25 protein-coding genes are annotated in these 23,543 nt (G+C 72.2%); 13 read left to right on the forward strand and 12 right to left on the reverse strand.

Annotated features, from left to right (window positions below; genetic code table 11):
* Window positions 1–106 precede the first annotated feature (106 nt).
* The 3 genes from IAG42_RS16115 to IAG42_RS16125 all read left to right on the forward strand — a co-directional run bounded on the left by IAG42_RS16115 (window position 107) and on the right by IAG42_RS16125 (window position 2,760).
* Window positions 107–1,246 carry an ABC transporter ATP-binding protein gene (locus tag IAG42_RS16115; protein ID WP_188337687.1) on the forward strand — a complete coding sequence of 380 codons (1,140 nt, stop codon included), beginning with the start codon at window positions 107–109 and terminating at the stop codon, window positions 1,244–1,246.
* A 235-nt stretch (window positions 1,247–1,481) separates the two neighbouring features.
* Entirely contained in the window at window positions 1,482–1,940 is a 459-nt protein-coding gene (locus IAG42_RS16120; protein ID WP_188337688.1) for a hypothetical protein, read from the forward strand.
* 61 nt (window positions 1,941–2,001) lie between these two features.
* Window positions 2,002–2,760, forward strand: coding sequence for a nucleotidyltransferase family protein (locus IAG42_RS16125; protein WP_188337689.1), 759 nt, complete (start codon window positions 2,002–2,004; stop codon window positions 2,758–2,760).
* A gap of 87 nt (window positions 2,761–2,847) precedes the next feature.
* On the opposite strand, the gene IAG42_RS16130 is transcribed toward IAG42_RS16125, so the two are convergent.
* The 6 genes from IAG42_RS16130 to IAG42_RS16155 form a co-directional block, all read right to left on the reverse strand.
* Complete coding sequence (locus tag IAG42_RS16130; protein WP_188341423.1) at window positions 2,848–4,482, reverse strand: DoxX family protein; 1,635 nt, start codon at window positions 4,480–4,482, stop codon at window positions 2,848–2,850.
* 131 nt (window positions 4,483–4,613) lie between these two features.
* Window positions 4,614–5,564, reverse strand: coding sequence for a 23S rRNA (guanosine(2251)-2'-O)-methyltransferase RlmB (rlmB, locus tag IAG42_RS16135; RefSeq protein WP_188337690.1), 951 nt, complete (start codon window positions 5,562–5,564; stop codon window positions 4,614–4,616).
* 88 nt (window positions 5,565–5,652) lie between these two features.
* Window positions 5,653–7,050 carry a cysteine--tRNA ligase gene (gene cysS, locus IAG42_RS16140; protein WP_188337691.1) on the reverse strand — a complete coding sequence of 466 codons (1,398 nt, stop codon included), beginning with the start codon at window positions 7,048–7,050 and terminating at the stop codon, window positions 5,653–5,655.
* A gap of 284 nt (window positions 7,051–7,334) precedes the next feature.
* Window positions 7,335–7,844: a 2-C-methyl-D-erythritol 2,4-cyclodiphosphate synthase gene (ispF, locus tag IAG42_RS16145; protein WP_188337692.1), complete on the reverse strand. Its 510-nt coding sequence runs from the start codon at window positions 7,842–7,844 to the stop codon at window positions 7,335–7,337.
* The gene (gene ispD, locus IAG42_RS16150; protein WP_188337693.1) at window positions 7,834–8,583 is read right to left on the reverse strand and encodes a 2-C-methyl-D-erythritol 4-phosphate cytidylyltransferase; all 750 of its coding nucleotides are present in this window, start codon (window positions 8,581–8,583) and stop codon (window positions 7,834–7,836) included. Before ispD ends, ispF begins: the two co-directional genes overlap by 11 nt.
* A 250-nt stretch (window positions 8,584–8,833) precedes the next feature.
* Window positions 8,834–9,316 (reverse strand): CarD family transcriptional regulator, encoded by a 483-nt coding sequence (locus IAG42_RS16155; protein ID WP_003953493.1) that lies wholly within the window; start codon window positions 9,314–9,316, stop codon window positions 8,834–8,836.
* A gap of 658 nt (window positions 9,317–9,974) precedes the next feature.
* Between IAG42_RS16155 and IAG42_RS16160 the strand changes: the two genes are divergently transcribed.
* Window positions 9,975–10,628: a copper chaperone PCu(A)C gene (locus IAG42_RS16160; RefSeq protein ID WP_188337694.1), complete on the forward strand. Its 654-nt coding sequence runs from the start codon at window positions 9,975–9,977 to the stop codon at window positions 10,626–10,628.
* 88 nt (window positions 10,629–10,716) lie between these two features.
* On the opposite strand, the gene IAG42_RS16165 is transcribed toward IAG42_RS16160, so the two are convergent.
* Together IAG42_RS16165 and IAG42_RS16170 are read right to left on the reverse strand one after the other, a co-directional pair.
* Window positions 10,717–11,397 carry a response regulator transcription factor gene (locus IAG42_RS16165; RefSeq protein WP_018527980.1) on the reverse strand — a complete coding sequence of 227 codons (681 nt, stop codon included), beginning with the start codon at window positions 11,395–11,397 and terminating at the stop codon, window positions 10,717–10,719.
* The gene (locus tag IAG42_RS16170) at window positions 11,394–12,668 is read right to left on the reverse strand and encodes a sensor histidine kinase (RefSeq protein ID WP_188337695.1); all 1,275 of its coding nucleotides are present in this window, start codon (window positions 12,666–12,668) and stop codon (window positions 11,394–11,396) included. Before IAG42_RS16170 ends, IAG42_RS16165 begins: the two co-directional genes overlap by 4 nt.
* A gap of 189 nt (window positions 12,669–12,857) precedes the next feature.
* Between IAG42_RS16170 and phoU the strand changes: the two genes are divergently transcribed.
* From phoU to IAG42_RS16195, 5 genes are all read left to right on the forward strand, one after another.
* Window positions 12,858–13,538, forward strand: coding sequence for a phosphate signaling complex protein PhoU (gene phoU, locus IAG42_RS16175; RefSeq protein WP_188337696.1), 681 nt, complete (start codon window positions 12,858–12,860; stop codon window positions 13,536–13,538).
* A 124-nt stretch (window positions 13,539–13,662) separates the two neighbouring features.
* The gene (locus tag IAG42_RS16180; protein WP_188337697.1) at window positions 13,663–13,818 is read left to right on the forward strand and encodes a hypothetical protein; all 156 of its coding nucleotides are present in this window, start codon (window positions 13,663–13,665) and stop codon (window positions 13,816–13,818) included.
* A gap of 216 nt (window positions 13,819–14,034) precedes the next feature.
* Window positions 14,035–14,277, forward strand: a complete 243-nt coding sequence (locus IAG42_RS16185) for a hypothetical protein (RefSeq protein WP_188337698.1) — start codon at window positions 14,035–14,037, stop codon at window positions 14,275–14,277.
* 127 nt (window positions 14,278–14,404) lie between these two features.
* Window positions 14,405–15,286: an ATP-grasp domain-containing protein gene (locus IAG42_RS16190; protein WP_188337699.1), complete on the forward strand. Its 882-nt coding sequence runs from the start codon at window positions 14,405–14,407 to the stop codon at window positions 15,284–15,286.
* Window positions 15,283–15,843 (forward strand): GNAT family N-acetyltransferase, encoded by a 561-nt coding sequence (locus IAG42_RS16195; RefSeq protein ID WP_188337700.1) that lies wholly within the window; start codon window positions 15,283–15,285, stop codon window positions 15,841–15,843. The genes IAG42_RS16190 and IAG42_RS16195 overlap by 4 nt, the downstream gene beginning before the upstream one ends.
* Window positions 15,844–15,966: 123 nt before the next feature.
* Here the strand turns inward: IAG42_RS16195 and IAG42_RS16200 are convergent, their stop codons facing one another.
* A complete protein-coding gene (locus tag IAG42_RS16200) occupies window positions 15,967–16,725 on the reverse strand; it encodes a phosphoglyceromutase (RefSeq protein WP_188337701.1) in 759 nt (252 codons plus the stop codon).
* A 135-nt stretch (window positions 16,726–16,860) separates the two neighbouring features.
* Here IAG42_RS16200 and IAG42_RS16205 point away from each other — a divergent pair, with 135 nt between their 5' ends.
* The 3 genes from IAG42_RS16205 (at window position 16,861) to IAG42_RS16215 (ending at window position 18,757) form a co-directional block, all read left to right on the forward strand.
* The gene (locus IAG42_RS16205; protein ID WP_188337702.1) at window positions 16,861–18,150 is read left to right on the forward strand and encodes an MDR family MFS transporter; all 1,290 of its coding nucleotides are present in this window, start codon (window positions 16,861–16,863) and stop codon (window positions 18,148–18,150) included.
* A gap of 65 nt (window positions 18,151–18,215) precedes the next feature.
* On the forward strand, window positions 18,216–18,497 hold the full coding sequence (locus IAG42_RS16210; protein WP_188337703.1) for a hypothetical protein: 282 nt from the start codon (window positions 18,216–18,218) through the stop codon (window positions 18,495–18,497).
* A 68-nt stretch (window positions 18,498–18,565) separates the two neighbouring features.
* A complete protein-coding gene (locus tag IAG42_RS16215) occupies window positions 18,566–18,757 on the forward strand; it encodes a hypothetical protein (RefSeq protein WP_188341425.1) in 192 nt (63 codons plus the stop codon).
* Window positions 18,758–18,766: 9 nt separating this feature from the next.
* Here the strand turns inward: IAG42_RS16215 and IAG42_RS16220 are convergent, their stop codons facing one another.
* The 3 genes from IAG42_RS16220 to mshA all read right to left on the reverse strand — a co-directional run bounded on the left by IAG42_RS16220 (window position 18,767) and on the right by mshA (window position 22,405).
* Entirely contained in the window at window positions 18,767–20,473 is a 1,707-nt protein-coding gene (locus tag IAG42_RS16220) for a glycosyl hydrolase family 28-related protein (RefSeq protein WP_188341424.1), read from the reverse strand.
* Window positions 20,474–20,544: 71 nt separating this feature from the next.
* The gene (locus IAG42_RS16225; protein ID WP_188337704.1) at window positions 20,545–21,069 is read right to left on the reverse strand and encodes a type III secretion system chaperone family protein; all 525 of its coding nucleotides are present in this window, start codon (window positions 21,067–21,069) and stop codon (window positions 20,545–20,547) included.
* Window positions 21,062–22,405, reverse strand: a complete 1,344-nt coding sequence (mshA, locus tag IAG42_RS16230) for a D-inositol-3-phosphate glycosyltransferase (RefSeq protein WP_188337705.1) — start codon at window positions 22,403–22,405, stop codon at window positions 21,062–21,064. Before mshA ends, IAG42_RS16225 begins: the two co-directional genes overlap by 8 nt.
* Window positions 22,406–22,622: 217 nt before the next feature.
* Here mshA and IAG42_RS16235 point away from each other — a divergent pair, with 217 nt between their 5' ends.
* Window positions 22,623–23,429, forward strand: coding sequence for a class I SAM-dependent methyltransferase (locus IAG42_RS16235; RefSeq protein ID WP_188337706.1), 807 nt, complete (start codon window positions 22,623–22,625; stop codon window positions 23,427–23,429).
* Window positions 23,430–23,543: the final 114 nt, after the last annotated feature.

Consider the following 23,543-nt stretch of genomic DNA (forward strand, 5'->3'; position numbering starts at 1 on the left):
CCGCCGGGTACGGTCCCAGCAGTTCACTCGCGTGGACTACACCACTCACCACCTTCCACTACGGATCGTCCGGCACGTTCCTGCCGGTGAAGGGGGCTTCACAGCCATGGCTTCTGTCACGTTCGACAAGGCGACCCGCGTCTACCCGGGTTCCACCAAGCCCGCCGTCGACGGCCTGGACATCGAGATCGAGGACGGCGAGTTCCTCGTCCTCGTCGGCCCGTCCGGCTGCGGCAAGTCGACCTCCCTGCGCATGCTCGCGGGCCTCGAGGACGTCAACGGCGGAGCGATCCGCATCGGCGACCGCGACGTCACGCACCTGCCGCCCAAGGACCGGGACATCGCCATGGTGTTCCAGAACTACGCGCTGTACCCGCACATGACGGTCGCCGACAACATGGGCTTCGCCCTGAAGATCGCCGGCGTGAACAAGGCGGAGATCCGGCAGAAGGTCGAGGAGGCCGCCAAGATCCTCGACCTGACCGAGTACCTGGACCGCAAGCCGAAGGCGCTGTCCGGTGGTCAGCGCCAGCGTGTGGCGATGGGCCGCGCCATCGTGCGTGAGCCGCAGGTGTTCCTCATGGACGAGCCGCTGTCGAACCTCGACGCCAAGCTCCGTGTCAGCACGCGTACGCAGATCGCCTCGCTGCAGCGCCGTCTCGGCATCACGACCGTGTACGTCACGCACGACCAGGTCGAGGCCATGACCATGGGCGACCGCGTGGCCGTGCTGAAGGACGGCCTGCTCCAGCAGGTCGACTCGCCGCGCAACATGTACGACAAGCCGGCGAACCTGTTCGTCGCCGGCTTCATCGGCTCCCCCGCGATGAACCTGGTCGAGGTGCCGATCACCGACGGCGGCGTGAAGTTCGGCAACTCGGTCGTGCCGGTGAACCGCGACGCCCTGAAGGCCGCGTCCGACAAGGGCGACACCACGGTCACGGTCGGCGTGCGCCCCGAGCACTTCGACGTCGTGGAGCACGGCGGCGGCGAGGCCTCGAAGTCCCTGACGAAGGACTCCAGCGACGCCCCGGCCGGTCTCGCGGTCTCCGTGAACGTGGTCGAGGAGCTCGGCGCCGACGGTTACGTCTACGGCACCGCGCGCGTCGGCGGCGAGGACAAGGACCTGGTCGTCCGCGTCAACGGCCGCCGGGTGCCCGAGAAGGGCGCCCAGCTGCACGTGGTCCCGCGTCCGGGCGAGACCCACGTGTTCTCGACGTCCACGGGCGAGCGTCTCTCCGACTGACCCGGAGCGACAGCGACGACCGGTCGAGGACCGGTCGCCGAAGGCCCCCGCGCGGAAGTGCGGGGGTCTTCCCCTTTTCCGGTCCGCGTTCGCGCCTTCGTTGTCGACAAATACCCCGGCAAATAGGACTTTTGGGCCAGGCGCGTCAACGCCCAAGCAAAGAAACCCCGTTACCCGTCCCTCGGTCGAGTGACTAAATGTCGCCAAATCATCACCGACCGCTACGCTCACTCGCGTGACGCACTCCGCTAACTACACCCAGAGGTCGCGCCGAGCCCGGGGCCAGGGTCCCGCCCGCCGCGCCGCCCGCACGCTCGCCTTCGTCCTGCCGGTGATGCTGGTGCTCTCCGGGACCCTCGCGGTCACCCGGGTCAACTGGTCGGGAAGTTCGCAGGACTCCATCCTGACAGCTTCCTCGCAGGACGTCTCGGCGCGCGCCAAGTCCCGCGCGCCCCAGGACATCCTGCGCGACCGCCTGCTCGAGGAACTCCAGGAGGAGAACCCGGGCGTCGCGCTCACCCACCTCCAGCAGGAGATCGACCGGCGGCCGTCGCTGGCGAAGCACTGCATGACGATCGCCAAGGCCCTCGGCCGCGCCGCCGTGCACGCGTACGGCCCGGCCCGCGCGCAGTCCTACGCCCGCCCGGTCTGTGACACGTCCTTCGCCTCCGGGGTCGCCGGCTTCCGGGGCTGACCTCTCGGGGCCCCTGGGTCCCTCCCTTCCCGACGGGCCGTGCGCGGCTAGGGTTCCGGTCATGACGACCGTCGAACCGGCCGCGCACGGCCCGCACGCGTTCCCCCACCACCGCCCGACGCAGGCCGTCGTCCTGGCGGGCGGCCAGGGCTCGCGCCTGCGCCCCTACACCGACGACCGGCCCAAGCCGATGGTGGAGATCCCGGGCACGGGCATGCCGATCATCGGGCACCAGCTGTCCTGGCTGGCCGCCGAGGGCGTCACGGACGCCGTGGTCTCCTGCGGCCATCTCGCCGAGGTCCTCCAGGACTGGCTGCGCGAGGCCGAACTGCCGCTGCGGGTCACGACGGCCGTCGAGAAGGAGCCCCTGGGACGCGGCGGCGGCCTCAAGTACGCCGCGGGCCACCTGCCGCACCCGGACCGCCCCTGGTACGCGACGAACGGCGACATCTGGACACGCTTCTCGCTGCGCGAGATGGCCGACTTCCACGCCGAGCGCGAGGCGACGGCGACGCTGGCGCTGGCCCGGCCCCGCATCCCGTGGGGCGCGGTGGAGACCGACGCGTTCGGTCACATCACGGACTTCGTGGAGGCGCCGCCGTCGCCGTATCTGATCAACGCGGGCGTGTACGTGTTCTCGGCCGAGTTCGCGTCGCTGCTGCCGGACCTCGGCGACCACGAGCGGACCACGTTCCCGCGGCTGGCCCGCGCCAAGCGCCTCGCCGGGTTCCCGATCCCGCAGGGCGCGTACTGGCGGGCCATCGACACGGCCAAGGACCTGACGGAGGCCGCCAAGGAGCTTGCCTCACAGGCCCGTTGAGCCGTCCCGCACAGCGCTCCCGTACGACGACGGGGCCCCGCACACCGTGTGTGCGGGGCCCCGTCGTCATGGGGGTCGTGGAGCCCGTCAGCCGCCGAGGAGGCCGCCGACCAGACCCGGCTTGTCGGCGCCGCCGTCGGAGCCGCCCGAGGTGGTGCCGCCGTCGGAGGTGCCGCCGGTCGTGCCGCCGGAGGTCGGGCCGCTGGTGGTGCCGGTGCTGGTGGCCGACTGCTGCGGCGCCGTCTGCTGCGGCGGGGCCTGTCCGGCCGTCGCGCCCTGCGTCTGGGCGGGCGTCGTGGTGCCGCTGGTCGCGCCGGCGGTCTCCCGGGCGCTCGGTGCGCCGGTCGGGCTCGACGTGGTGCCCTGCGTCGGCGAGTTGACCGCCGAGGGGCTCTGCGACCGGTGCTTCTCCTTGCGGTGTCCGGGCTCGGACGGGAGCGGGGAGCCGGGCAGTTCGTTGCGCGGGGTGTCGCCGGGGCCGGGGGCCGTGACGCGGTCCGCGTCGCGCACGGCGGCGCCGAGCAGCGAGCCGATGAGGAGCGTGCCGCCGATGACGAGGGTGGCGACGACGGTGCCGCGGCGCAGCACGTAGCGGCGGAGTTCGCCGAGTGCGGCGCGCGGGCCGAGCCGCCGCCAGGCGCCGCTGGCGAGCCGTCCGTCGACGGAGTAGACGGGGGCGCCGGCGATGATGAGCGGGGACCAGGCGGCCAGGTAGATGATGTCCGGCGTGTCGTAGGCCGGGACGGTCTTCCAGCTGACGGTGACGAGGAGTGCGGCGGAGAGCAGCGCGCCGAACACGGCGGCGAGCCGCTGCCAGAGCCCGAGCACGGTCAGGACACCGACGATGACCTGCAGGAAGGCGATGGCGAGTCCGGCGCCGACGGGGTGCTGGAGAGCCCAGTCACGCAGGGGTTCGGCGAGGGCCCACGGGTGCAGCGAGTTGAGCCACTTGACCATGGAGCCGCGTTCGCCGCCGTCGAAGTAGACGGGGTCGCAGAGCTTGCCCATGCCCGCGTAGATGGAGATGAAGCCGAGGAAGACGCGCAGCGGGAGCAGCACGACGCCCAGGTTCATGCGGCGGCCCGGGTAGTAGGCGTGCCGGACGGGGCCGTAGCGGCGGGCGGCGCGCTCGTGCTCGGGGTCTCCGTCGGTGCCGTCGGTGCCGTCGGTGCCGTCGAACTCGTCGTCCGCGTAGGCGACGGGGTCGAGTTCGCCGGTCTCCTCGAAGGCGCTGCCGGCCTGGCGCATCTGAGGCAGGATCCGCGTGCCGGGGGCGCCGGCCTGCTGCCCGATGACGGGCGTCTCCTGCGTCGGCTCGTCCCGGTACAGGTCGAGGTCGTCGGCGAGGTCGCGGGCGATGTCGACCCGTGGGATGACCTGGGTGGATCCGCCGTCGTCGACGGGGTCGCCCGCGCGGCGGGCACCCTGGAGGAGTCCGCCGGTGTCGAGGCCTCCGCCGCCGCTCATGACGACGCGGCGGCGCCGGGCACCGGGGGTGCCCGCGGCGGTGATGACGGGGACGCGCGGGCCCAGGGCGCTCACGTGCCGTGCGATGCGCGGGAGTTGCGTCTGTTGCCCCCGGGGGAGCTGCACGCGGAAGCTCGCGTGATTGACGATGACCTGCGCCGGGTCGCACGGCACCTTCACCATGCTCAGCGCGGGGCCGTCGTCGAATCCCGACGAGCGATCCCCCGAGGGAGTGCGGGGCGTTCTGGTGTCCACACTCATCTAACCGAGTGATGTGTGTTTAGGACACTGCCTCGCGCCCACCGAAATGTCCGGACCCCGTCAAGCCCGGACCGTCCCTGGTCAACCCCTGGTCAGCCCCTGGCCGGTCCGGGTCCGGGCCCTGGTCAGGCCCGGCGGCGGGCCGCCTCGTAGAGCACGACACCGGCGGCGACACCGGCGTTCAGCGACTCGGCGCCGCCCGGCATCGGGATGCGGACGCGGTAGTCGCAGGTCTCGCCGACGAGGCGGGACAGGCCCTTGCCCTCGCTGCCGACAACGATGACGACGGGGCCCTCGAGCGCGGCCAGGTCGCCGACGGCGTGCTCGCCGTCGGCGGCGAGGCCCACGACCACGATGCCGGCCTTCTTGTACTGCTCCAGGGCGCGGGTCAGGTTCGTGGCGCGGGCCACCGGCGTGCGCGCGGCGGTACCGGCCGAGGTCTTCCACGCGCCGGCCGTCATGCCGGCGGCGCGGCGCTCGGGCACGAGGACGCCGTGGCCGCCGAACGCGGAGACGGAGCGGACGACGGCGCCCAGGTTGCGCGGGTCGGTGACGCCGTCGAGGGCGACGATCAGCGGGTCCTGGCCCTCGTCGTAGGCGGCGGCGACGAGGTCCTCGGGGTGCGCGTACTCGTACGGCGGGACCTGGAGGACGAGGCCCTGGTGGTTGAGCCCGTTGGTCATGCGGTCGAGCTCGGGGCGGGGGGCCTCCATGAGGTGGATGCCGCCGCGGTCGCCGGCGAGCTGCAGCGCCTCGCGCACGCGCTCGTCGTTGTCGATGAACTGCTGCACGTACAGCGTGACCGCGGGCACGCCCTCGCGCAGTGCCTCGACGACGGGGTTGCGGCCGACGACCATCTCGGAGGTCGCCTTGCCGCGCGGGCCGCCGGTGCGGTTGCTGGGGCGGCCCTGGGTGCGCTTGGCCTGGGCGTTGGCGATGCGGTTCTTCTTGTGGCCCTTGCGCATCTCGGCGGGCGGCGTCGGGCCGCGGCCCTCCAGGCCCTTGCGCCGCTGGCCGCCACTGCCGACCTGCGCGCCCTTCTTGCCGGACATGCGGCGGTTGTTGTTGGCGGCCATGACCTACCTGTCTCTTACGTCTGTCTGTGGATGTGTACGTCTATGAAGTGTGCCGCCCGATCGCCCGGGCGGCACATTCACCTGGTTCTCAGCGGGTGCCGAGGGTCCAGCGGGGTCCGCTCGGGCTGTCCTCGATGACGAGGCCGGACTGGCCGAGCCGGTCGCGGATCGCGTCGGCGGTCGCCCAGTCCTTACGGGCCCGCGCCGACTCCCGCTGGTCCAGCACGAGCCGCACGAGCGTGTCGACGACCCCGTGCAGATCCTCGGTCCGGTCACCCTCCCCCGCCCACTGCGCGTCGAGGGGGTCCAGGCCCAGGACACCGAGCATGGCCCGTACCTCGGCCAGGCGGGCGACGGCGGCTTCCTTGTCGTCGGCCGCCAGCGCACTGTTGCCCTGCCGCACCGCGGTGTGCACGACGGCGAGCGCGCCGGGCACGCCCAGGTCGTCGTCCATCGCCTCCGCGAACGCCGGCGGCACCTCGTCCGCCGCGGCGACCGTCCCCCCGGCCAGCTCGGTCACCCGCTGGACGAAGCCCTCGATCCGCGCGAACGCGGACTCGGCCTCGCGCAGGGCCTCCTCGCTGTACTCGATCGTCGAGCGGTAGTGCGGAGTGCCCAGGTAGTAGCGCAGCACGATCGGCCGCCAGTGCTTGACCATCTCACCGACGAGGACGGAGTTGCCCAGCGACTTCGACATCTTCTCGCCCGACATCGTGACCCACGAGTTGTGGACCCAGTACCTGGCGAACTCGTCACCGAAGGCCTTGGCCTGCGCGATCTCGTTCTCGTGGTGCGGGAAGATCAGGTCGATGCCGCCGCCGTGGATGTCGAACGCGGACCCCAGGTACTTGTGGGCCATCGCCGAGCACTCCAGGTGCCAGCCCGGACGCCCCCGCCCCCACGGCGTCTCCCAGTCCGGCTCGCCCGGCTTCGTCGCCTTCCACATCGCGAAGTCCCGCGGATCCCGCTTGCCCGAGACCCCCTCGTCGGGCTGACGCAGATCGTCCAGGTCCTGGTTGGACAGCTCCAGATAACCGGGGAAGGAGCGCACGTCGAAGTAGACGCTGCCGTCGGCCTCGTAGGCGTGACCGCGCTCGATCAGACCGCGCATCATCTCGACCATCTCCGGCACGTGCCCGGTGGCGCGGGGCTCGTAGGTGGGCGGCAGGCAGCCCAGCGCGTCGTAGGCGTCGTTGAATGCCCGCTCGTTCTCGTAGCCGATCGACCACCACGGCCGGTTCTGCTCCGCCGCCTTACGGATGATCTTGTCGTCGATGTCCGTCACGTTCCGCACGAACGTCACGTCGTAACCGCGGTACGTGAACCAGCGGCGCATGATGTCGAAATTCAGACCGGAACGGATGTGCCCGATATGGGGTGCGGCCTGCACCGTGGCGCCACACAGGTAGATCGAGACACAGCCCGGCGTGAGCGGGGTGAAATCGCGGATCTGCCGGGCGCTGGTGTCGTACAGGCGAATCGTCACCCCTCCAGGGTAGTGGTCCGGCACCAGTGCCAGGTCCCTCCGGGGGTTGGCGGGTATCGCTCCCGTCTGCCGGGTGTCGCTGTCGCGCGGCCGCGGGCCCGGTGGGGGCTGGTCGCGCAGTTCCCCGCGCCCCTGGAAGGCATGCGGCTTCGCCGCGCCTTCCCCAGATGAAAGGCTCCCCGCACCTTGATCGGAGAAATGCGACCCGGAGGGTCTGCATTTCAGGGGCGCGGGGAACTGCGCGACCAGCCACGACGAGAGCCGCGGACCGCGACGAGCGAGAGTCACCCCTTCGGGGACCGCGCCACCAGGGCCGTTGCCACGGCCATCAGGCCCTCGCCCCGGCCGGGAAAGCCGAGACCGTCCGTGGTCGCGCCGGAGACAGCGACCGGAGCCCCCACCGCACCGGAGAGGATCGACTCCGCCTCGGCCCGACGTTTGCCGATCTTGGGCCGGGGCCCGACGACCTGCACCGCGACGTTGCCGATGACGAATCCCGCGTCACGGACGATCCGCGCCGCCTCCGTGAGCAGCGTGAGTCCGGACGCCCCGGCCCACTCGGGACGGGACGTGCCGAAGTGCTGCCCCAGGTCGCCGAGCCCGGCGGCGGAGAACAGCGCGTTGCACGCCGCGTGCGCGACGACGTCGGCGTCGGAGTGCCCGGCGAGCCCGGGTCCCTCCCCTTCCCACTTCAGGCCGGCGCACCACAGTTCGCGGCCCTCTTCGAAGGCGTGGATGTCGGTTCCGATGCCGACCTGCGGCAGGAGCACCCGGTCGAGCGGCTCAGAAGCCATCGTTGGCCCTCCTGCGGGCGAGCACGGCCTCGGCGAGGACGAGGTCGAGGGGCCGGGTCACCTTGAACGCCTCTTCGTGGCCGGGCACGAGGACGACCTGCGCGCCGAGCTTCTCGACCATGCTCGCGTCGTCGGTGACGTCGTCGGTGACGGTCTCGTGGGCGCGGACGAGGGTGGCGTGGTCGAAGCCCTGCGGCGTCTGCACGGCGCGCAGCCGGGCCCGGGCGGGCGTGGCGACGACGGGCTCGGGCGAGCCGTCGGTGGAGGGGACGACCTCCTTGACCGTGTCGGCGAGGGGCAGCGCCGGCACGACGGCCGGGGCGCCGTCGCGCACCGCCTCGATGACCGCGTCGACGGTGTCGACGGGGACGAGCGGGCGGGCGGCGTCGTGCACGAGCACGATGTCGATGCCGTCCGGCAGCGCGTCGAGGCCGAGCTTCACGGACTCCTGGCGGGTGTCGCCGCCGGGCACGACGAGGAAGTCCGTGCGCTCGGGGAGGGCGTGGTCGGCGAGGAGGCTCTTCACCTCGGCCGCACCCTCGGGCGGTGCGACGACCACGACGAGGGAGACGGCGCGGGAGGCGGCCATGGCGCGGACGGCGTGGATGAGCATCGGGGTGCCGTTGAGCGCGCGGAGCGCCTTGGGGGCGCCCGGGCCGAGGCGGACGCCCCGGCCGGCGGCCGGGATCACGGCCGCGGTACGTGCGCCACCGGCGACGGGACGCGTTTCGTCAGACATCGCTTCCGTTCAGGTTTGTACGCTCGGGGGTGGTGGGTATGGCCACATCGTGCCGGGCGCGACGCCTTGACCGGACCCTTCCGTGACACTGGTCGAGCCAGCTGCCCGGGCCCGGCACGCCAGGACGCCGAGGTCGGCGGTGTGGGGATGCGGGGGGTGTTTCGGGTACGAAACATGCCGCAGCGCCCGGCGACACCATCAGGGTCATCGGGCACCACGGCATGTTTTCGCTACGCGGCTACGGCGCGCGTCAGGACGCCAGGACCTCGTCGAGCAGGGCCTCGGCCTTGTCCTCGTTCGTGTTCTCCGCGAGCGCGAGCTCGCTCACCAGGATCTGGCGAGCCTTGGCGAGCATGCGCTTCTCACCCGCGGACAGACCGCGCTCACGCTCCCGACGCCACAGGTCACGCACAACCTCCGCGACCTTGATGACATCGCCGGAGGCGAGCTTCTCCAGGTTTGCCTTGTAACGGCGCGACCAGTTCGTGGGCTCCTCGGCGTACGGCGCGCGCAGCACCTCGAAGACCCGGTCGAGACCGTCCTGACCGACCACATCACGCACGCCGACGAACTCCGCATTGTCCGCTGGCACACGTACCGTCAGGTCGCCCTGGGCGACCTTCAGCACCAAGTAGGTCTTGTCCACGCCTTTGATCTGACGAGTTTCGATAGCCTCGATCAGCGCGGCCCCGTGATGGGGATAGACCACGGTGTCGCCAACCTTGAACGTCATGTGACAGGTACCCCTTCCGTGGCTATCCAGGGTAACACGGAAACTGCGGGTTCTGAATGGCGTTTTCGCAGGTCAGGGCATATCTCGGGGCTTGACAACCACAACCGGAACGTGCTGCGGAGGGGCTCCGGAGGGCGGTATTCGCAGGTGGGAGCCACTGTCCGGCGGAGCCGAAACACGCCCGTCACGGGCCGCCGAACAGGCCGTCCATGTGTCGTACGTCCCATTTTGCACGCTTCGAAGCGTCGATCTTCCGCTACTCCGTTCGCGGCCCATGAGGTCCGTTCGAGCCGAATCCGGAATTGATCACCTGGATTCACCGGACCGGGTGATCGTTTTTCCTGACCGGTGCGCATTCATTGCGGGAAATCCGCGCGGGCCTCTGGACTGCGGATATGCGAATGGTGAACGGGGGATGTCCTGATGCCGGCTGATGCCATTGGTGACGGTGCGGCGTGCGGGGAACACGGGGTGTTCCGCCGGGGCCGGGAGGGGTCCGGGGCGACGTAGGGGCGGGTCGGGTGCGGCGGGCGCCGGGCGGCTCGGTAACCTAAGGCCGCTGACAGACCCTTAGGGCGGCTTTACCTCCCTGTCTCACCCGAGGCACGGCGCCGCCCGCACCACCCCGTCCGCCCACGTTCAAGGAGTTGCCGCCGCCGTGAGCAGCAGCCTTCGACGCGGCGCCCTCGCCGCCGCCGCCATCGCGTTCTCGATCGCCTCGCTCGCCGCGTGCGGCGCCGGCAACAACGCTCAGACGCTCCAGGTCAAGCCCGACAACGCCGCGGTCACGGTCGGTGACATCAAGGTCCAGAACGCGACCGTCATCACGCAGCCCGACCTGAAGTCGCAGGGCCCGGCCGTCGTCGCCGCCACGCTCTTCAACAACGGCAAGACGGCGCAGACCCTCGACGCGATCACCGTCGACGGCGTCGGCAAGACCGCGAAGCTGACGGGCGCCAAGGGCGGCTCGAAGATCACCGTCCCGGCCGGCGGCTCCGTCGTCCTCGGCGGCGAGGGCAACGCCACCGCCGAGCTGCCCAACAGCCGCACCGCGGTCCTGGACGGCAACGCGCAGGCCATCACCTTCCGCTTCAGCGGCGCCGGTGACGTGAAGCTCAAGGCGTTCGTGGTGCCGGCCGAGTCCTACTTCGAGAAGTGGGGCCCGAGCGAGATCCCGGCGACGCCGTCCGCGCCCGCCTCCTCCCCGGCCGGCAAGCAGTCGCAGTCGCCGTCCGGCGAGGCCACTCCGTCCCAGTCGGCGTCCGGCTCCCCCGCGGGCTCGGAGAGCGAGAGCCCGGCCGCCGGTCACTGAGCGCGCGCCCGTACGCACAACGCCCGGAGGGCGGCCTTCCCCGACGTGGGAAGGCCGCCCTCCGGGCGTTGGTGCGAGGAGGTCCGGCCTACGGCTCGAACTTGTAGCCCAGGCCGCGCACGGTCACGAGGTAGCGGGGCGCGCCGGGGTCGGGCTCGATCTTGGCGCGCAGGCGCTTCACGTGGACGTCCAGGGTCTTGGTGTCGCCGACGTAGTCCGCGCCCCAGACCCGGTCGATGAGCTGCATGCGGGTCAGCACGCGGCCCGCGTTGCGCAGGAGCATCTCCAGGAGGTCGAACTCCTTGAGCGGGAGGTCGACCTTGGAACCGGAGACGGTGACGACGTGGCGGTCGACATCCATGCGGACGGGCCCGGCCTCCAGGGCCTGCGGCGCGACCTCCTCCGGCTCCCCGCGGCGGCGCAGGACGGCCCGGATGCGGGCCACCAGTTCTCGCGAGGAGAAGGGCTTGGTCACGTAGTCGTCGGCTCCTATCTCCAGGCCGACGACCTTGTCGATCTCGCTGTCCTTGGCGGTCACCATGATGACCGGCACGTTCGAGCGTCCGCGCAGCTGGCGGCAGACCTCGGTGCCGGGCAGGCCGGGCAGCATCAGGTCGAGCAGCACGAGGTCGGCGCCGTTGCGCTCGAACTCGTCCAGGCCGTCGGGGCCGGTGGCCGCGATGGCGACCTCGAAGCCCTCCTTGCGGAGCATGTAGGACAGGGCGTCGGAGAAGGACTCCTCGTCCTCTACGACGAGCACTCGGGTCACGGAAGGACCTCCGGGGCAGGGGTGGATGCGTATGCGGTGGTGCTGTCGGGCCCGTGTGCGTCGTCTTCGTCGCGTACGTTTCCGGGGCCTGAGGCGGTGGTCTTGCGGGAACTGGGAGAGGTCGCGGCGGCCTCGGGCAGGCGCAGCGTGAACGTGGAGCCCTGTCCCTCGGAGCTCCACACGGTGACCTCCCCGCCGTGCGAGGCGGCCACGTGCTTGACGATGGCGAGGCCGAGGCCGGTGCCGCCGGTGGCGCGGGAGCGGGCGGGGTCGACGCGGTAGAAGCGCTCGAAGATGCGCTCCTTGTCCTTGTCGGAGATGCCGATGCCCTGGTCGGTGACGGCGAGCTCGATGAGGTCTCCGCCGGGTGCGGTGACCCGGCGAGCGGCTATCCCCACGCGGGTGCGGGCGGGCGAGTAGTTGACCGCGTTCTCGACGAGGTTGCCGAGGGCGGCGGCGAGCTGGCCGCGGTTGCCCCACACGTTGAGGTCGGCGGTGCCGCCGGCCGCCATGGTGATCTGCTTGCTGGCGGCGGGCTGGCGGCAGCGGTCCATGGCCTCGGCGACGAGTTCGTCGACGCGGACCGGCTCGGCGTCCTCCAGCGGGTCGTCGTTCTGCACCCGGGAGAGGTCGATGAGCTCCTGGACGAGGCTGGTGAGGCGGGTGGCCTCGATCTGCATGCGGCCGGCGAAGCGCTCGACGGCCTCGGGGTCGTCGGAGGCGTCCATGACGGCCTCGGACAGGAGGGAGAGGGCGCCGACCGGGGTCTTCAGCTCGTGGCTCACGTTGGCGACGAAGTCGCGGCGTACGGCTTCGATACGCCGGGCCTCGGTGAGGTCCTCCACGAGGAGCAGGACGAGCCGGGAGCCGAGCGGGGCCACGCGGGCGGACACGGCGAGGGCGTCGCCCCGGCCGGTGCCGCGGCGCGGGAGGTCCAGCTCGACCTGGCGTATCTCTCCGTCGCGCCGGGTGTCGCGGGCCATCTGCAGCATCGGTTCGACGGCGAGCTTGCCGCCGCGTACGAGGCCGAGGGCGTAGGCGGCGGAGCTGGCCTTCACCACGCTGTCCGCCTCGTCGAGGACGACGGCGGAGGAGCGGAGCACGGACAGGACCGTGTCGACGCCGGGCGGAAGGACCGGGTCCGTGTGCAGGGAGGTGCGGGTGGGGCGTTTCTGGTCGCGTTCGCTCCAGCGGAACGCCAGCATGGCGATGACACCGGTGCACACCCCGGCGATCGCTGCCGCTGCGGCGACCGCCGCGTTCACGTCCATGCATTCAGGTTATGCGCGGTCAGCGGGTGTCCCACAGCCGTCCGGGTGGCAGCTCGAACACTCGTCGCCCAGAGTTCACCTTGGGTACGGGGCTGATTCACTTGTGGTGCCGGATCCGGACGCGTACTGGGCCGAACGTGGGAGCGTGGGGCTGCCCCGGCCCCACGGACAGATGAGAGGGACGTTCGTATGCGTGACGCGTACCACGAGGAACTTGACTCGATCGGCGAGGGACTGGTCGAGATGGCCCGCCTTGTCGGGTCGGCGATCGGGCGCGCCACCACGGCCATGCTCGACGCCGACCTCAAGCTCGCCGAGACCGTGATCGCCGCCGACCAGAAGGTGGACGACCTGCAGCACGAGCTGGAGGCGCGGGCCATAGCGCTGCTCGCCCGCCAGCAGCCGGTCGCGACGGATCTGCGGATCGTCGTGACCTCGCTGCGGATGAGCGCGGATCTGGAGCGCAGCGGCGACCTGGCCCAGCACGTGGCGAAGCTGGCCCGGCTGCGGTTCCCGGACCGTGCCGTTCCGCACGACCTGCACGCGACGATCCTGGAGATGGGTCAGCTGGCGCAGCGCCTGATGGCGAAGGCGGCCGAGGTGATCATCACGAAGGACGTCGATCTGGCGATGCAGCTGGAGCAGGACGACGACGAGATGGACCTGCTGCACCGCACGCTCTTCCAGCACCTGATGGACGAGAAGTGGAAGCACGGCATCGAGACGGCCGTGGACGTGACGCTGCTCGGCCGCTACTACGAGCGGTTCGCGGACCACGCGGTGTCGGTGGCCAAGCGGGTCGTGTACCTGGTGACGGGCGAGCACGCGGACGAGCTGCAGCAGGCGGAGTCCTCGGTCGAGGGCGCGTAGCCGAGTGCGGGGCGCACGGGGTGGGGCGGGGCGCGTCGCGTAACCCCGTGCGCCGTTGATGCGCCGTACCGGGGTGGGCATGCAATGGGGAGGAAGGCGACCCACGCCTTGGAGGAGGGACCCCATGGCCGATTCCCCCGTCACGACGACCGACTCCCCGCAGGAGGCGCCGCGCGAGGTGGTGTTCCTGCCCGTCCTCGGCGCCTGCGGCTGCGGCTCGGGCTGCGGTTGCGGCTGCCAGTCGGGCGCGCCGTGCCAGTGCGGCGGCTGCTGCGGGTAGCCACGACCCGGTGAGGGGCGGCCCCGGCGCGGGGCCGCCCCTCACGTGTGCGCCGGCCCGTCCGTGCGCGGGTGGGCACGGTACGGGCCGGTCAGGTCGCCGTACGCGTGCACGGCTTCGTCAACTCATCCCATTTTGTAGGGGTTTGCTTGACAAAATGCGGTGCACAGAACAAGTGTGAGATCAGGACAAATGTCCGGTCTGCGAGGTCTCGCCATGACCAGAACCACGACGAAACGGATCGGAGCCGCGCTCGCGGCAGGAGCCGCTTCCCTCGCCCTCGGCCTGGGCAGCGCCGGTATCGCGAACGCCACGATCCACCCGGTCGACACCTCCTGCAGCAACCCGGCCGGCCACCAGCCGGGCGGCCAGCAGCCCAGCTGCCAGAACGACAACCTCACGCAGGACACCGAGAACCAGAACCCGGCGGGCCACGCGCCCGGCGGCTGGAACAAGTAACCGCATCCACCCACCACAGGCCCCCACCCGCCGCGTCCGAGCGAACCGGCGAGCCGGGGGCTGTTCCGCGCCCGGCTCCCCGGAAACCCACCGGCGCGGGCGGCCTCCCACGGTCTACGGTGACCCGGTGTCCGTCTCCTGCGCGCTTCTGCTGTGTGCCGACCCGCTGCGTCCGGTCGCCTGTGACCCGCACTTCGCGGGGGAGGCCGCGGCCGCCCGGGAGGCCGGGGCGGTGGTCGGTCTGGTGGACCACGACGCGCTGCTCGCGGGCCGCGCCGAGGAGGCCGTACGCCGTGTGCCGCGTGATCTGGGGCCCGCCTGGTACCGCGGCTGGATGATCCCGGCGCCGGCCTACGCGTCCCTCGCGACGGTGCTGGCCGCCCGCGGGACCCGACTGCTCACGACCCCGCCGATGTACCGCACGGCGCACGAACTCCCGGGCTGGTACGCCGCGTTCACCGGTCTGACCCCGCCCACCACGTACGCCCCCTGCGCCCCGCACGAGCCCCCGGCCCTCGCCGCGCTCGCCTCGCTCACCGCGGCGCTCCCCTCCGGCGCGGGGCTGGTCAAGGACTACGTGAAGTCCCGCAAGCACGAGTGGGACGAGGCCTGCCACCTGCCCGACCTCGCCGACACGGAGGCCGTGCACCGGGTGGTGAGCCGCTTCGTCGAGCTCCAGGGCGACGACTTGACGGGCGGCGTCGTGCTCCGTGCCTTCGAACCCTTCGACCACGCCGTCGGCGAGGCCCGCGTCTGGTGGCTGGACGGCGCACCCCTCCTCACCACCCCGCACCCCGACACCCCGGACCTCCGCCCCGCTCCCCCACTGGACGCCCTGCGCCCCCTGGTCGCCGCGCTCCCGTGCCGCTTCGTCACGACCGACCTGGCCCGCCGCACCGACGACGGCACCTGGCGCCTGGTGGAACTGGGCGACGCCCAGGTCTCCGGTCTGCCGTCCGGCACGGACCCGGCGCTCCTGCTGGCCCCGCTGCTCCGGGGCCCGGCATGACCGCGCCGGCGACCGTCACTGTGCAGCCGCTGTCCGGCCCCGGCGCGGCCCGTTCCGCGTCCGCCTTCCTCGCCGTGTACGCCGAGGTCTTCGCGGAGCCTCCGTACGACGAGCCCGCCGAAGGCATCGCGTCCGCCGCCGCCCGCTTCCCCGACCAGACCGCCCGCCCCGGATTCCTGGCCGCCCTGGCCACCGCGCCCGGAGGTGAACCGGTCGGCATGGCATTCGGCCACGCCGTCCCACCGGACACCCCCTGGTGGGACGAACTGGCCGAGCCGGTCCCCGCGTCGCTACGCCGCGAGGACGGCCGCCGCACGTTCGGGCTGATGGAGCTCGCGGTCCGCGCCCCTTGGCGGGGCCGGGGCATCGCCCGCCGGCTCCACGACACCCTGCTGACCGGCATCACGGCCGAGCGGGTCCTCCTGAACGTGCACGGCTCCGCCGAACCGGCCGCCGCGGCCTACCGCTCCTGGGGGTATCGCAAGGTGGGCGAGTCCGGCCCCTTCGGTCCGGGCGCGGACCGGTACGACGTCATGCTTCTCGCCCTGCCCGGCTGACGACGGCCTCGGGCCGCAGCCGGAGTTCCCGCACCTGGTAGCAGTCCGAGTAGAGGGTGGCGACCAGAACACGGCGGGCCCCCGCCGGTGGTCCGGCGGGGGCCCGCTCACTTCTCGGGCTGCTTACTTCTTGCCCTGGTTCTTGACCGCCTCGATCGCCGCGGCGGCCGCGTCGGGGTCGAGGTAGGTGCCGCCCGGGTTCAGGGGCTTGAAGTCGGCGTCCAGCTCGTACGAGAGCGGGATGCCGGTCGGGATGTTCAGGCCCGCGATGTCCGCGTCGGAGATGCCGTCGAGGTGCTTGACCAGGGCGCGCAGCGAGTTGCCGTGGGCCGCGACCAGGACCGTCTTGCCCGCGAGGAGGTCGGGGACGATGCCGTCGAACCAGTACGGGAGCATGCGGACGACGACGTCCTTGAGGCACTCCGTCTGCGGGCGCAGCTCCGGCGGGAGGGCCGCGTAGCGCGGGTCGTCGAACTGGGAGTACTTGTCGTCGCGGTCCAGGGCCGGCGGCGGGGTGTCGTACGAGCGGCGCCAGAGCATGAACTGCTCCTCGCCGAACTCGGCCAGGGTCTGCGCCTTGTCCTTGCCCTGGAGGGCGCCGTAGTGGCGCTCGTTCAGACGCCAGCTGCGGTGGACCGGGATCCAGTGGCGGTCGGCGGCCTCGAGGGCCAGCTGCGCGGTGCGGATCGCGCGCTTCTGGAGAGAGGTGTGCAGCACGTCGGGGAGCAGGCCGGCGTCCTTGAGCAGCTCACCGCCGCGGACCGCCTCCTTCTCGCCCTTCTCGGTGAGGTTGACGTCCACCCAACCGGTGAACAGGTTCTTCGCGTTCCATTCGCTCTCGCCGTGGCGGAGGAGGATCAGCTTGTACGGTGCGTCGGCCATGGGCCCGAGCCTAATCGACCGGGATTCGAGCCGCCGATTGACGGTAGCCGTCAATTCAGTGGCCGCTTCCGGGACCCCGGTCGTAAGTTACGGAGACCGATCTCGCCACTTACCCACACCCCGGGGGATGCACCCATGTCCGTCGCCGCGCTCAGACGTGCCACACGGGAGTCCGTGTCCGGGCTGCCGAGGGAGTTCTGGTGGCTGTGGACCAGCACCTTGGTCAACCGCCTCGGTGCCTTCGTCCTCACGTTCCTCGCCCTGTACCTGACCGCCCAGCGCGGATTCTCGGCGGCGTACGCGGGTCTGGTCGCGTCGCTGATCGGGCTCGGCGGGGTCATCGCCTCGGTGCTCGGCGGGGTGCTCGCGGACCGGCTCGGGCGCCGGCCGACCCTGCTCACGGCGCAGCTCGCGACGGCCGCGACGGTCGCCGTGCTCGCCTTCGTGCGGGACCCGGCCGGGATCGCCGTCACGGGCTTCGCGCTGGGCCTCGCCTCGAACGCGTCGCGGCCCGCGATCCAGGCGATGATGGCCGACATCGTGCCCCCGAAGGACCGGGTGCGGGCCTTCTCCCTCAACTACTGGGCGATCAACCTCGGGTTCGCGGTCTCCTCCGTGTACGCCGGTTTCCTCGTCGCCCAGAGTTACACGCTCGGCTTCCTCGTCGAGGCGGGCATGACGCTGGCCTGCGCGCTGGTCGTGTTCGTGAAGGTGAAGGAGTCGCGCCCCGAGCAGACCGTCCGCGCGGCCGGTGAGGCCGGGCCCGCGCCCGTCACGATGGGCACCGTGCTGCGCGACGGCCGTTTCATGCTGATGGTCGGTCTGTCCTTCCTCGTCGCCGTGATCTTCACGCAGTCCTCGGTGGGCCTGCCGATCGTGATGGGGGAGAACGGGTTCAGCAGCTCGGACGTGGGCCTGGTCGCCGCCGTGAACGGGGTGGTGATCGTCGCCCTGCAGATTCCGCTGACCCGGTTCATCGAGCGCCGCGACCCGGGCCGCCTGCTCACCGTCTCCTCGCTCCTCATCGGCTACGGATTCGCGCTGACCGCCTTCGCCGGCTCGCTGGCCGCGTACGCGCTGACCGTCGTCGTGTGGACGCTCGGCGAGATGGTGAACGCGCCGACCCAGTCCGGGCTCGTGGCCCGGCTCGCGCCCGCCGAGGGCCGCGGCCGCTACCAGGGCGTCTACACGACGTCGTGGTCGGCCGCCGCGCTGGTCGCCCCGCTCGCGGGCGGCTGGGTGCTCGACTCGGCGGGGGCCGGCTGGCTGTGGGGCGGCTGCGCGGTGCTCGGCACGGTCACCGCGTTCGGCTACTGGGTCCTGATGCGCGGGCTGCCCGGCCGGCTCCCGGACGAGCCCGCCGCGGACCCGGTGCCGGCGACTCCGGCCGTCGCGGCGCCCGCCGCGGAGAACGCCCCGGCCTGACCCGGCACTTGGGAAGACCGCGCGGGGGCGGGTACGGGACCGTACAGAGGGGTACGGGACCGTACATGCCCGAAGCACCGAGGACCGAAGCGCCGAGAACGGACGAACCGCCCAGAACGCTCGTCGGCGGCATCGAGGTGGACGTCCCGAACAGCATTCCGGCGATCCGCGCGGCCCTCGACCCGGAGCGCCGCACGGAGTTCGACCGGGCGATCAACGCGGCGGGCGTCGACGAGATCCACGCCGTGATGCGGCACTGGATGCTGGAGGCCGTGCCGGACCCGGAGGCCGACGCGATCCTGGCCCGGCTCGCGCGCGACGAGGCGGAGAGGCGGGGGCCGGCTTGAGCCGTCGCCGCAGGCGCAGCCCCTGCCGCATCGCGTACGCCCCGCCCGCCGACGACACCCTCGCCAAGATGGCCGACGCGGACGCCTTCCGCGCGGAGATGTCCCGCACCCTCGCCCACGACCCGTACGGCCACGGCTCCAGCTCGGTCGCGGGGGAACGGGACCGGCGCGAGGCCACGATCGGCGGCGCGATAGTCCTCTACTACGTCTCCGGTTCCGTGCTCACCGTGACCGTCGTCAGGATGGTCGCGCTGGGCTGAGCCGCGGCGTCACAGCTCGCGCTGGGCGTCGTACAGATTGCGCGGCCGCACCACGTCCGCCGTCCCGTACAGCTCCAGGCGCGTGTGCAGGTCGCCCGCGAAGTCGGGCACGTCGGTCTGGCCGAACTCGCGGACCGTGTTGATCCCGACGGTCGCGCTCCACGGGGCGAGCCCGTCGATCTTCATGAGGCCCGCGCGCTCGTTGGTGACGCGGATGTTCCAGTGGGCGAAGCGCGCGCCGAAGAGCGGGCCCGCGGAGGCGTCGCCGCCGTGCGCGCCGTTGTTGTTCACCGTGATGTCGGTGCGGACGTTCCCGAACGGCATGCCGCGGTGCGAGTCGAAGGTGCCCATCTCCATCCGTCCGCGCGACCAGACGTTGTGCGAGGACAGGCCCTCCACGTTGATGCCGTGCAGCTGGGTGCCGGCGGGGGCGGGGACGGTGCGCTGCCGGATCGTGAAGTCCTCGACGAGGTTGTCGTGCGAGCCCTCGCGGCAGAAGTACGGATGGTGCTCGCCGCGCCCGCCCACGGCCGTGCGGCGCAGGGTCGAGGCGGAGGCGGCGACGAGCCCGAAGCCGTTGTCGACGTTGTGGACGGTGACGTCGTCGACGAAGCAGTCGTACGTGCACTGGAGGGCGACGCCGTTGTAGCCCTTGTCGAGGAGGTGCGGCGCCTGCGGTGTCTCGACGGCCTCCAGGGTGAGGCCCTCGACCCCGGCGCCGGTCAGTGCCCGCACGTGGGTGGTGAGGCGCGGGTCCCACTCGGGGCGGACGTCGAGCGGGAGCGGGCGTTCCAGGGTGACGCGGTCGCCGCGCACGGAGGTGATCCGCACGGGCCATTCGTAGGGGACGTACGAGGTGAGCTTGGTCTTGTCGTCCCAGGTGTAGGCCTCGGGGCCGGGGCCGCCGCCCGCCATGTGCTCCAGGAGCGTGTGGCCGGCGTCGTCGGCGAGGCGGAGCAGGACGAGGTCTCCGGCGCCGAGCGCGGAGGGGTCCGCGACGGTGATCGTCCACGAGCCGCGCGGGGCGGCGGCGACCGTCGTCAGGGTCTCCCACTCGTCGCGCGCGTTTCCGGTCCAGCCCTCGAACGGCCAGTTCTTCGCGCGGATCGCGTCGGTGAGGCCGCGGAAGCGGGCCTCGGGGCAGAGCCAGATCAGGCCGCCCGCCCAGGACCAGGAAGATTTGGTGCCGCCGTAGCGGGAGCCGTAGGCGCCGATCAGTTCGGTGAGGTGGCGGGTGGCGTAGAGGGTGGTGCTCGTGGAGCCGGCGCCTTTGAGGACGACGTCGTCGTGGCCGACGTGGATCAGGTCGTCGATCCGGTACGTGCCGGCGCCGAGCAGCACGGTGGCGCCGCCGGCCGCTCCGGCGGCGGCCAGCGCCCGGTTGATCGCGGGGGCGCTGTCGGTCGTGCCGTCGGCGACGGCGCCGAAGTCCTCGGCGCGCAGGACGCGGCCCGGCCGGTCGAAGGTGCGGCGGCCCGCGCGGTATCCGGCGCGGCCGACATAGGGGATCTGCGGGTGGTGCTGCGGGTCCCGGACGAACTCGTGCCAGAGGTCCGGCACCCGGCCCCCGCTCTGCCCACGGCCGGCGGCCGCCGCACCGGTTCCGGTGACGGCGGTCGCCGCGACCGCGATCGCCCCGCCCAGCACACCGCGTCTGCTGAAGTCCCGCACCGCTGCCACCCTTCGTCGGCGTACAGATACATGAACAGTGTTCATATGAGTGCCGAGCGGGAGCATGCCACCAGACCCTCCGCTGCGGAAGGGGGGCAACGGACGGAAAAGAGGCGCTACTTGGCGGGACGCTGAGTCAGATGGGTGAACGCGTCCAGGTTCCGCGTGGACTCGCCGCGCGAGACGCGCCACTCGTACTCGCGGCGGATCGCGCTCGCGAAGCCGAGTTCGAGCAGCGTGTTGAAGGAGCCGTCGGCGGCCTCCAGGACCGAGCCGAGGAGACGGTCCAGCTCGTCCGGGGTGACGGCGGCGAGCGGGAGCTTGCCGGTGAGGTAGATGTCACCGAGCGGGTCGACGGCGTAACTCACGCCGTACAGGCGGAGGTTGCGCTCCAGGAGCCAGCGGTGGACGCCCGCCTCGTTCTCGTCCGGGTGGCGGATCACGAACGCGTTGAGGGACAGGCTGTGGCGGCCCAGGCGCAGCGAGAGCGTCGTGGAGAGCTTGCGGGTGCCGGGCAGTTTGACCACGTAGGAGCCCGGCTCGGGGCGCTCCCACTCCAGTTCCGCGTCCTTGAGCGTGGACTCGATGATCTGGGCCGGGTCCTGCGTCGGGTCCTGTGCAGCGTCGGGGTGCTCAGCCATGCAGCGAGAGTACGTGACGGCGGTGATCGTGCAGGGCCGCGGTGTAGACGTCGGCCGTGGCGGACGCCGAGGTGTCCCAGCCGAAGGAGCGGGCGTGCCGGGCGGCGGCGTCGCCCATGCTGTCCACCAGGTGGGGATGGTCGGCGAACTCGCGGAGCACGCGCGCGTAGCGGGCCGGTTCGTGGCCGTCGACCAGGAAACCGGTGGTCTCGTCGCGGACGGCGACGGGCAGGCCGCCGACGGAGGCGGCGAGGACGGGGGTGCCGGCCGCCTGCGCCTCGATGGCGACGAGCCCGAAGGACTCGCTGTAGGACGGCATGACCAGCAGGGACGCGGCGCGGAACCAGTCGGCGAGCTGGTCCTGGCCGACCGGCGGGTGGAAGCGCACGACGTCGGCGATACCGAGCCGGGCGGCGAGCTTCTGCAGGGCGGCGGGCTTGGCGAGGCCGCTGCCGCTGGGGCCGCCGACCACGGGAACGAGGATCCGCGAGCGCAGCTCGGGCCGCTCGTCGAGCAGGACGGCGACGGCCTTGAGGAGGATGTCGGGCGCCTTGAGCGGCTGGATGCGGCCGGCGAACAGGGGTATGAGCGCGTCCTGCGGCAGGCCGAGGCGGGCGCGGGCGGCGGCGCGGCCGTCGCCGGGCGTGAAGCGCTCCAGGTTCACGCCGGGGTGCACGACGGCGACCTTGCCGGGGTCGGCCTCGTAGTGCCGGACCAGCTCGTCGGCCTCCTCCGCGGTGTTCGCGATGAGGCGGTCGGCGGCGCGCACGATCTGGGTCTCGCCGATGACGCGGGCGGCCGGCTCGGGGGTGTCGCCGTCGGCGAGCGCCGCGTTCTTGACCTTGGCCATGGTGTGCATGGTGTGCACGAGCGGGACGCCCCAGCGCTCGGCGGCCAGCCAGCCGACGTGCCCGGAGAGCCAGTAGTGGGAGTGGACGAGGTCGTAGTGGCCGTGCCGGTGGCCGGCCCAGGCCTGCATCACACCGTGCGTGAAGGCGCACAGCTGCGCGGGCAGCTCTTCCTTGGCGAGGCCCTCGTAGGGGCCCGCGTCGACGTGCCGCACGAGGACGCCGGGGGCGAGCTCGACCTGCGGGGGCAGCGCGCCCGTCGTGGCGCGGGTGAAGATCTCGACCTCGATGTTGATCGCGGCGAGCCGCTTGGCCAGCTCCACGATGTAGACGTTCATGCCGCCCGCGTCGCCCGTGCCGGGCTGGTGGAGCGGGGAGGTGTGCACGCTGAGCATGGCGACGCGCCGCGGCCTGCGCGGGGAACCGGGGAAGCGCAGGCGGCCCTGCGCCGCGCCGGAACGGCGGAACCTGGTCACGTACTGGCTCACGTGGCGGGCCCTCCTAGATCGGGCGTACTGCGGGCACGGCGCAAAGAGGGCGCGCGCCCTCTTTCATGGGCGGCAACGCCGGAGCCCCCGCCTCCATTTCCACTTTGCCCAATCATTACCGTACGAGGCTCAACCCTGTGCCCCCGCAGGGCTCCCACCTGCGCGAACCCGGAGCTCGGGCCCCGGGCCGCCCGGGGCAGCGCATACCCTCGTAGCCATGAGCCCGCGCACCCCCTCCCGCCCCGTGGGAACGGTGACGCGGGGCACGACGAACCCGAACCGGTTGCGCCGTATGGATCGCTGGATCGCGGCGACGCACGGCGCCGCGCTGCGCCGCGCCGCCGATCCGGTGGCGGTCGACCTCGGCTACGGGGCGGCGCCCTGGACCGCCGTCGAACTGCTCGGCCGGCTGCGCGCCGCGGCGCCCCGCGCACGCGTGGTGGGCATCGAGATCGAACCGGCGCGGGTCGCGGCCGCCAAGCCGTACGAGCGCGAGGGGCTCAGCTTCCGGCACGGCGGTTTCGAGCTGCCGCTCCCGTCGCCGCCGACGCTGATCCGGGCCGCGAACGTGCTGCGCCAGTACGACGAGGAGCAGGTCGCCGAGGTCTGGGCGCGGCTGTGCGGGCGGCTCGCGCCGGACGGGCTGCTCGTGGAGGGGACCTGCGACGAGATCGGGCGGCGGCACGTGTGGGTGGCGCTCGGGCCCGAGGGTCCGCGCACGGTGACGTTCGCGACCCGGCTCGGCTCGCTGCACACCCCGTCCGACCTGGCCGAGCGGCTGCCCAAGGCGCTGATCCACCGCAATGTGCCAGGCGAGCCGGTGCACGCGTTCCTGCGGGACTTCGACCGGGCCTGGGCGGCGGCCGCGCCCTACGCCTCGTACGGGGCGCGCCAGCGGTGGATCCGGGCGGTGCGGGACCTCGCGGCGGACTGGCCGGTGACGGACCGTCCGGGGCGCTGGAGGCAGGGCGAAGTCACCGTGACCTGGGGTGCGTTGGCGCCGCGTGAGCGCCCGTCGGGCTGAACGCGCCGGGTGGGGAACGATCTCGGCGGTCCGTTCGTCACAGCGTGGGGGGCTGCCGGAGCGTGTGGGTCTGTCAGGGCGTGTGGGGTCTGTCGGATTTGGCGCGGACGTGGC

The sequence above is a fragment of the Streptomyces xanthii genome, from assembly GCF_014621695.1.
Taxonomy (GTDB): domain Bacteria; phylum Actinomycetota; class Actinomycetes; order Streptomycetales; family Streptomycetaceae; genus Streptomyces; species Streptomyces xanthii.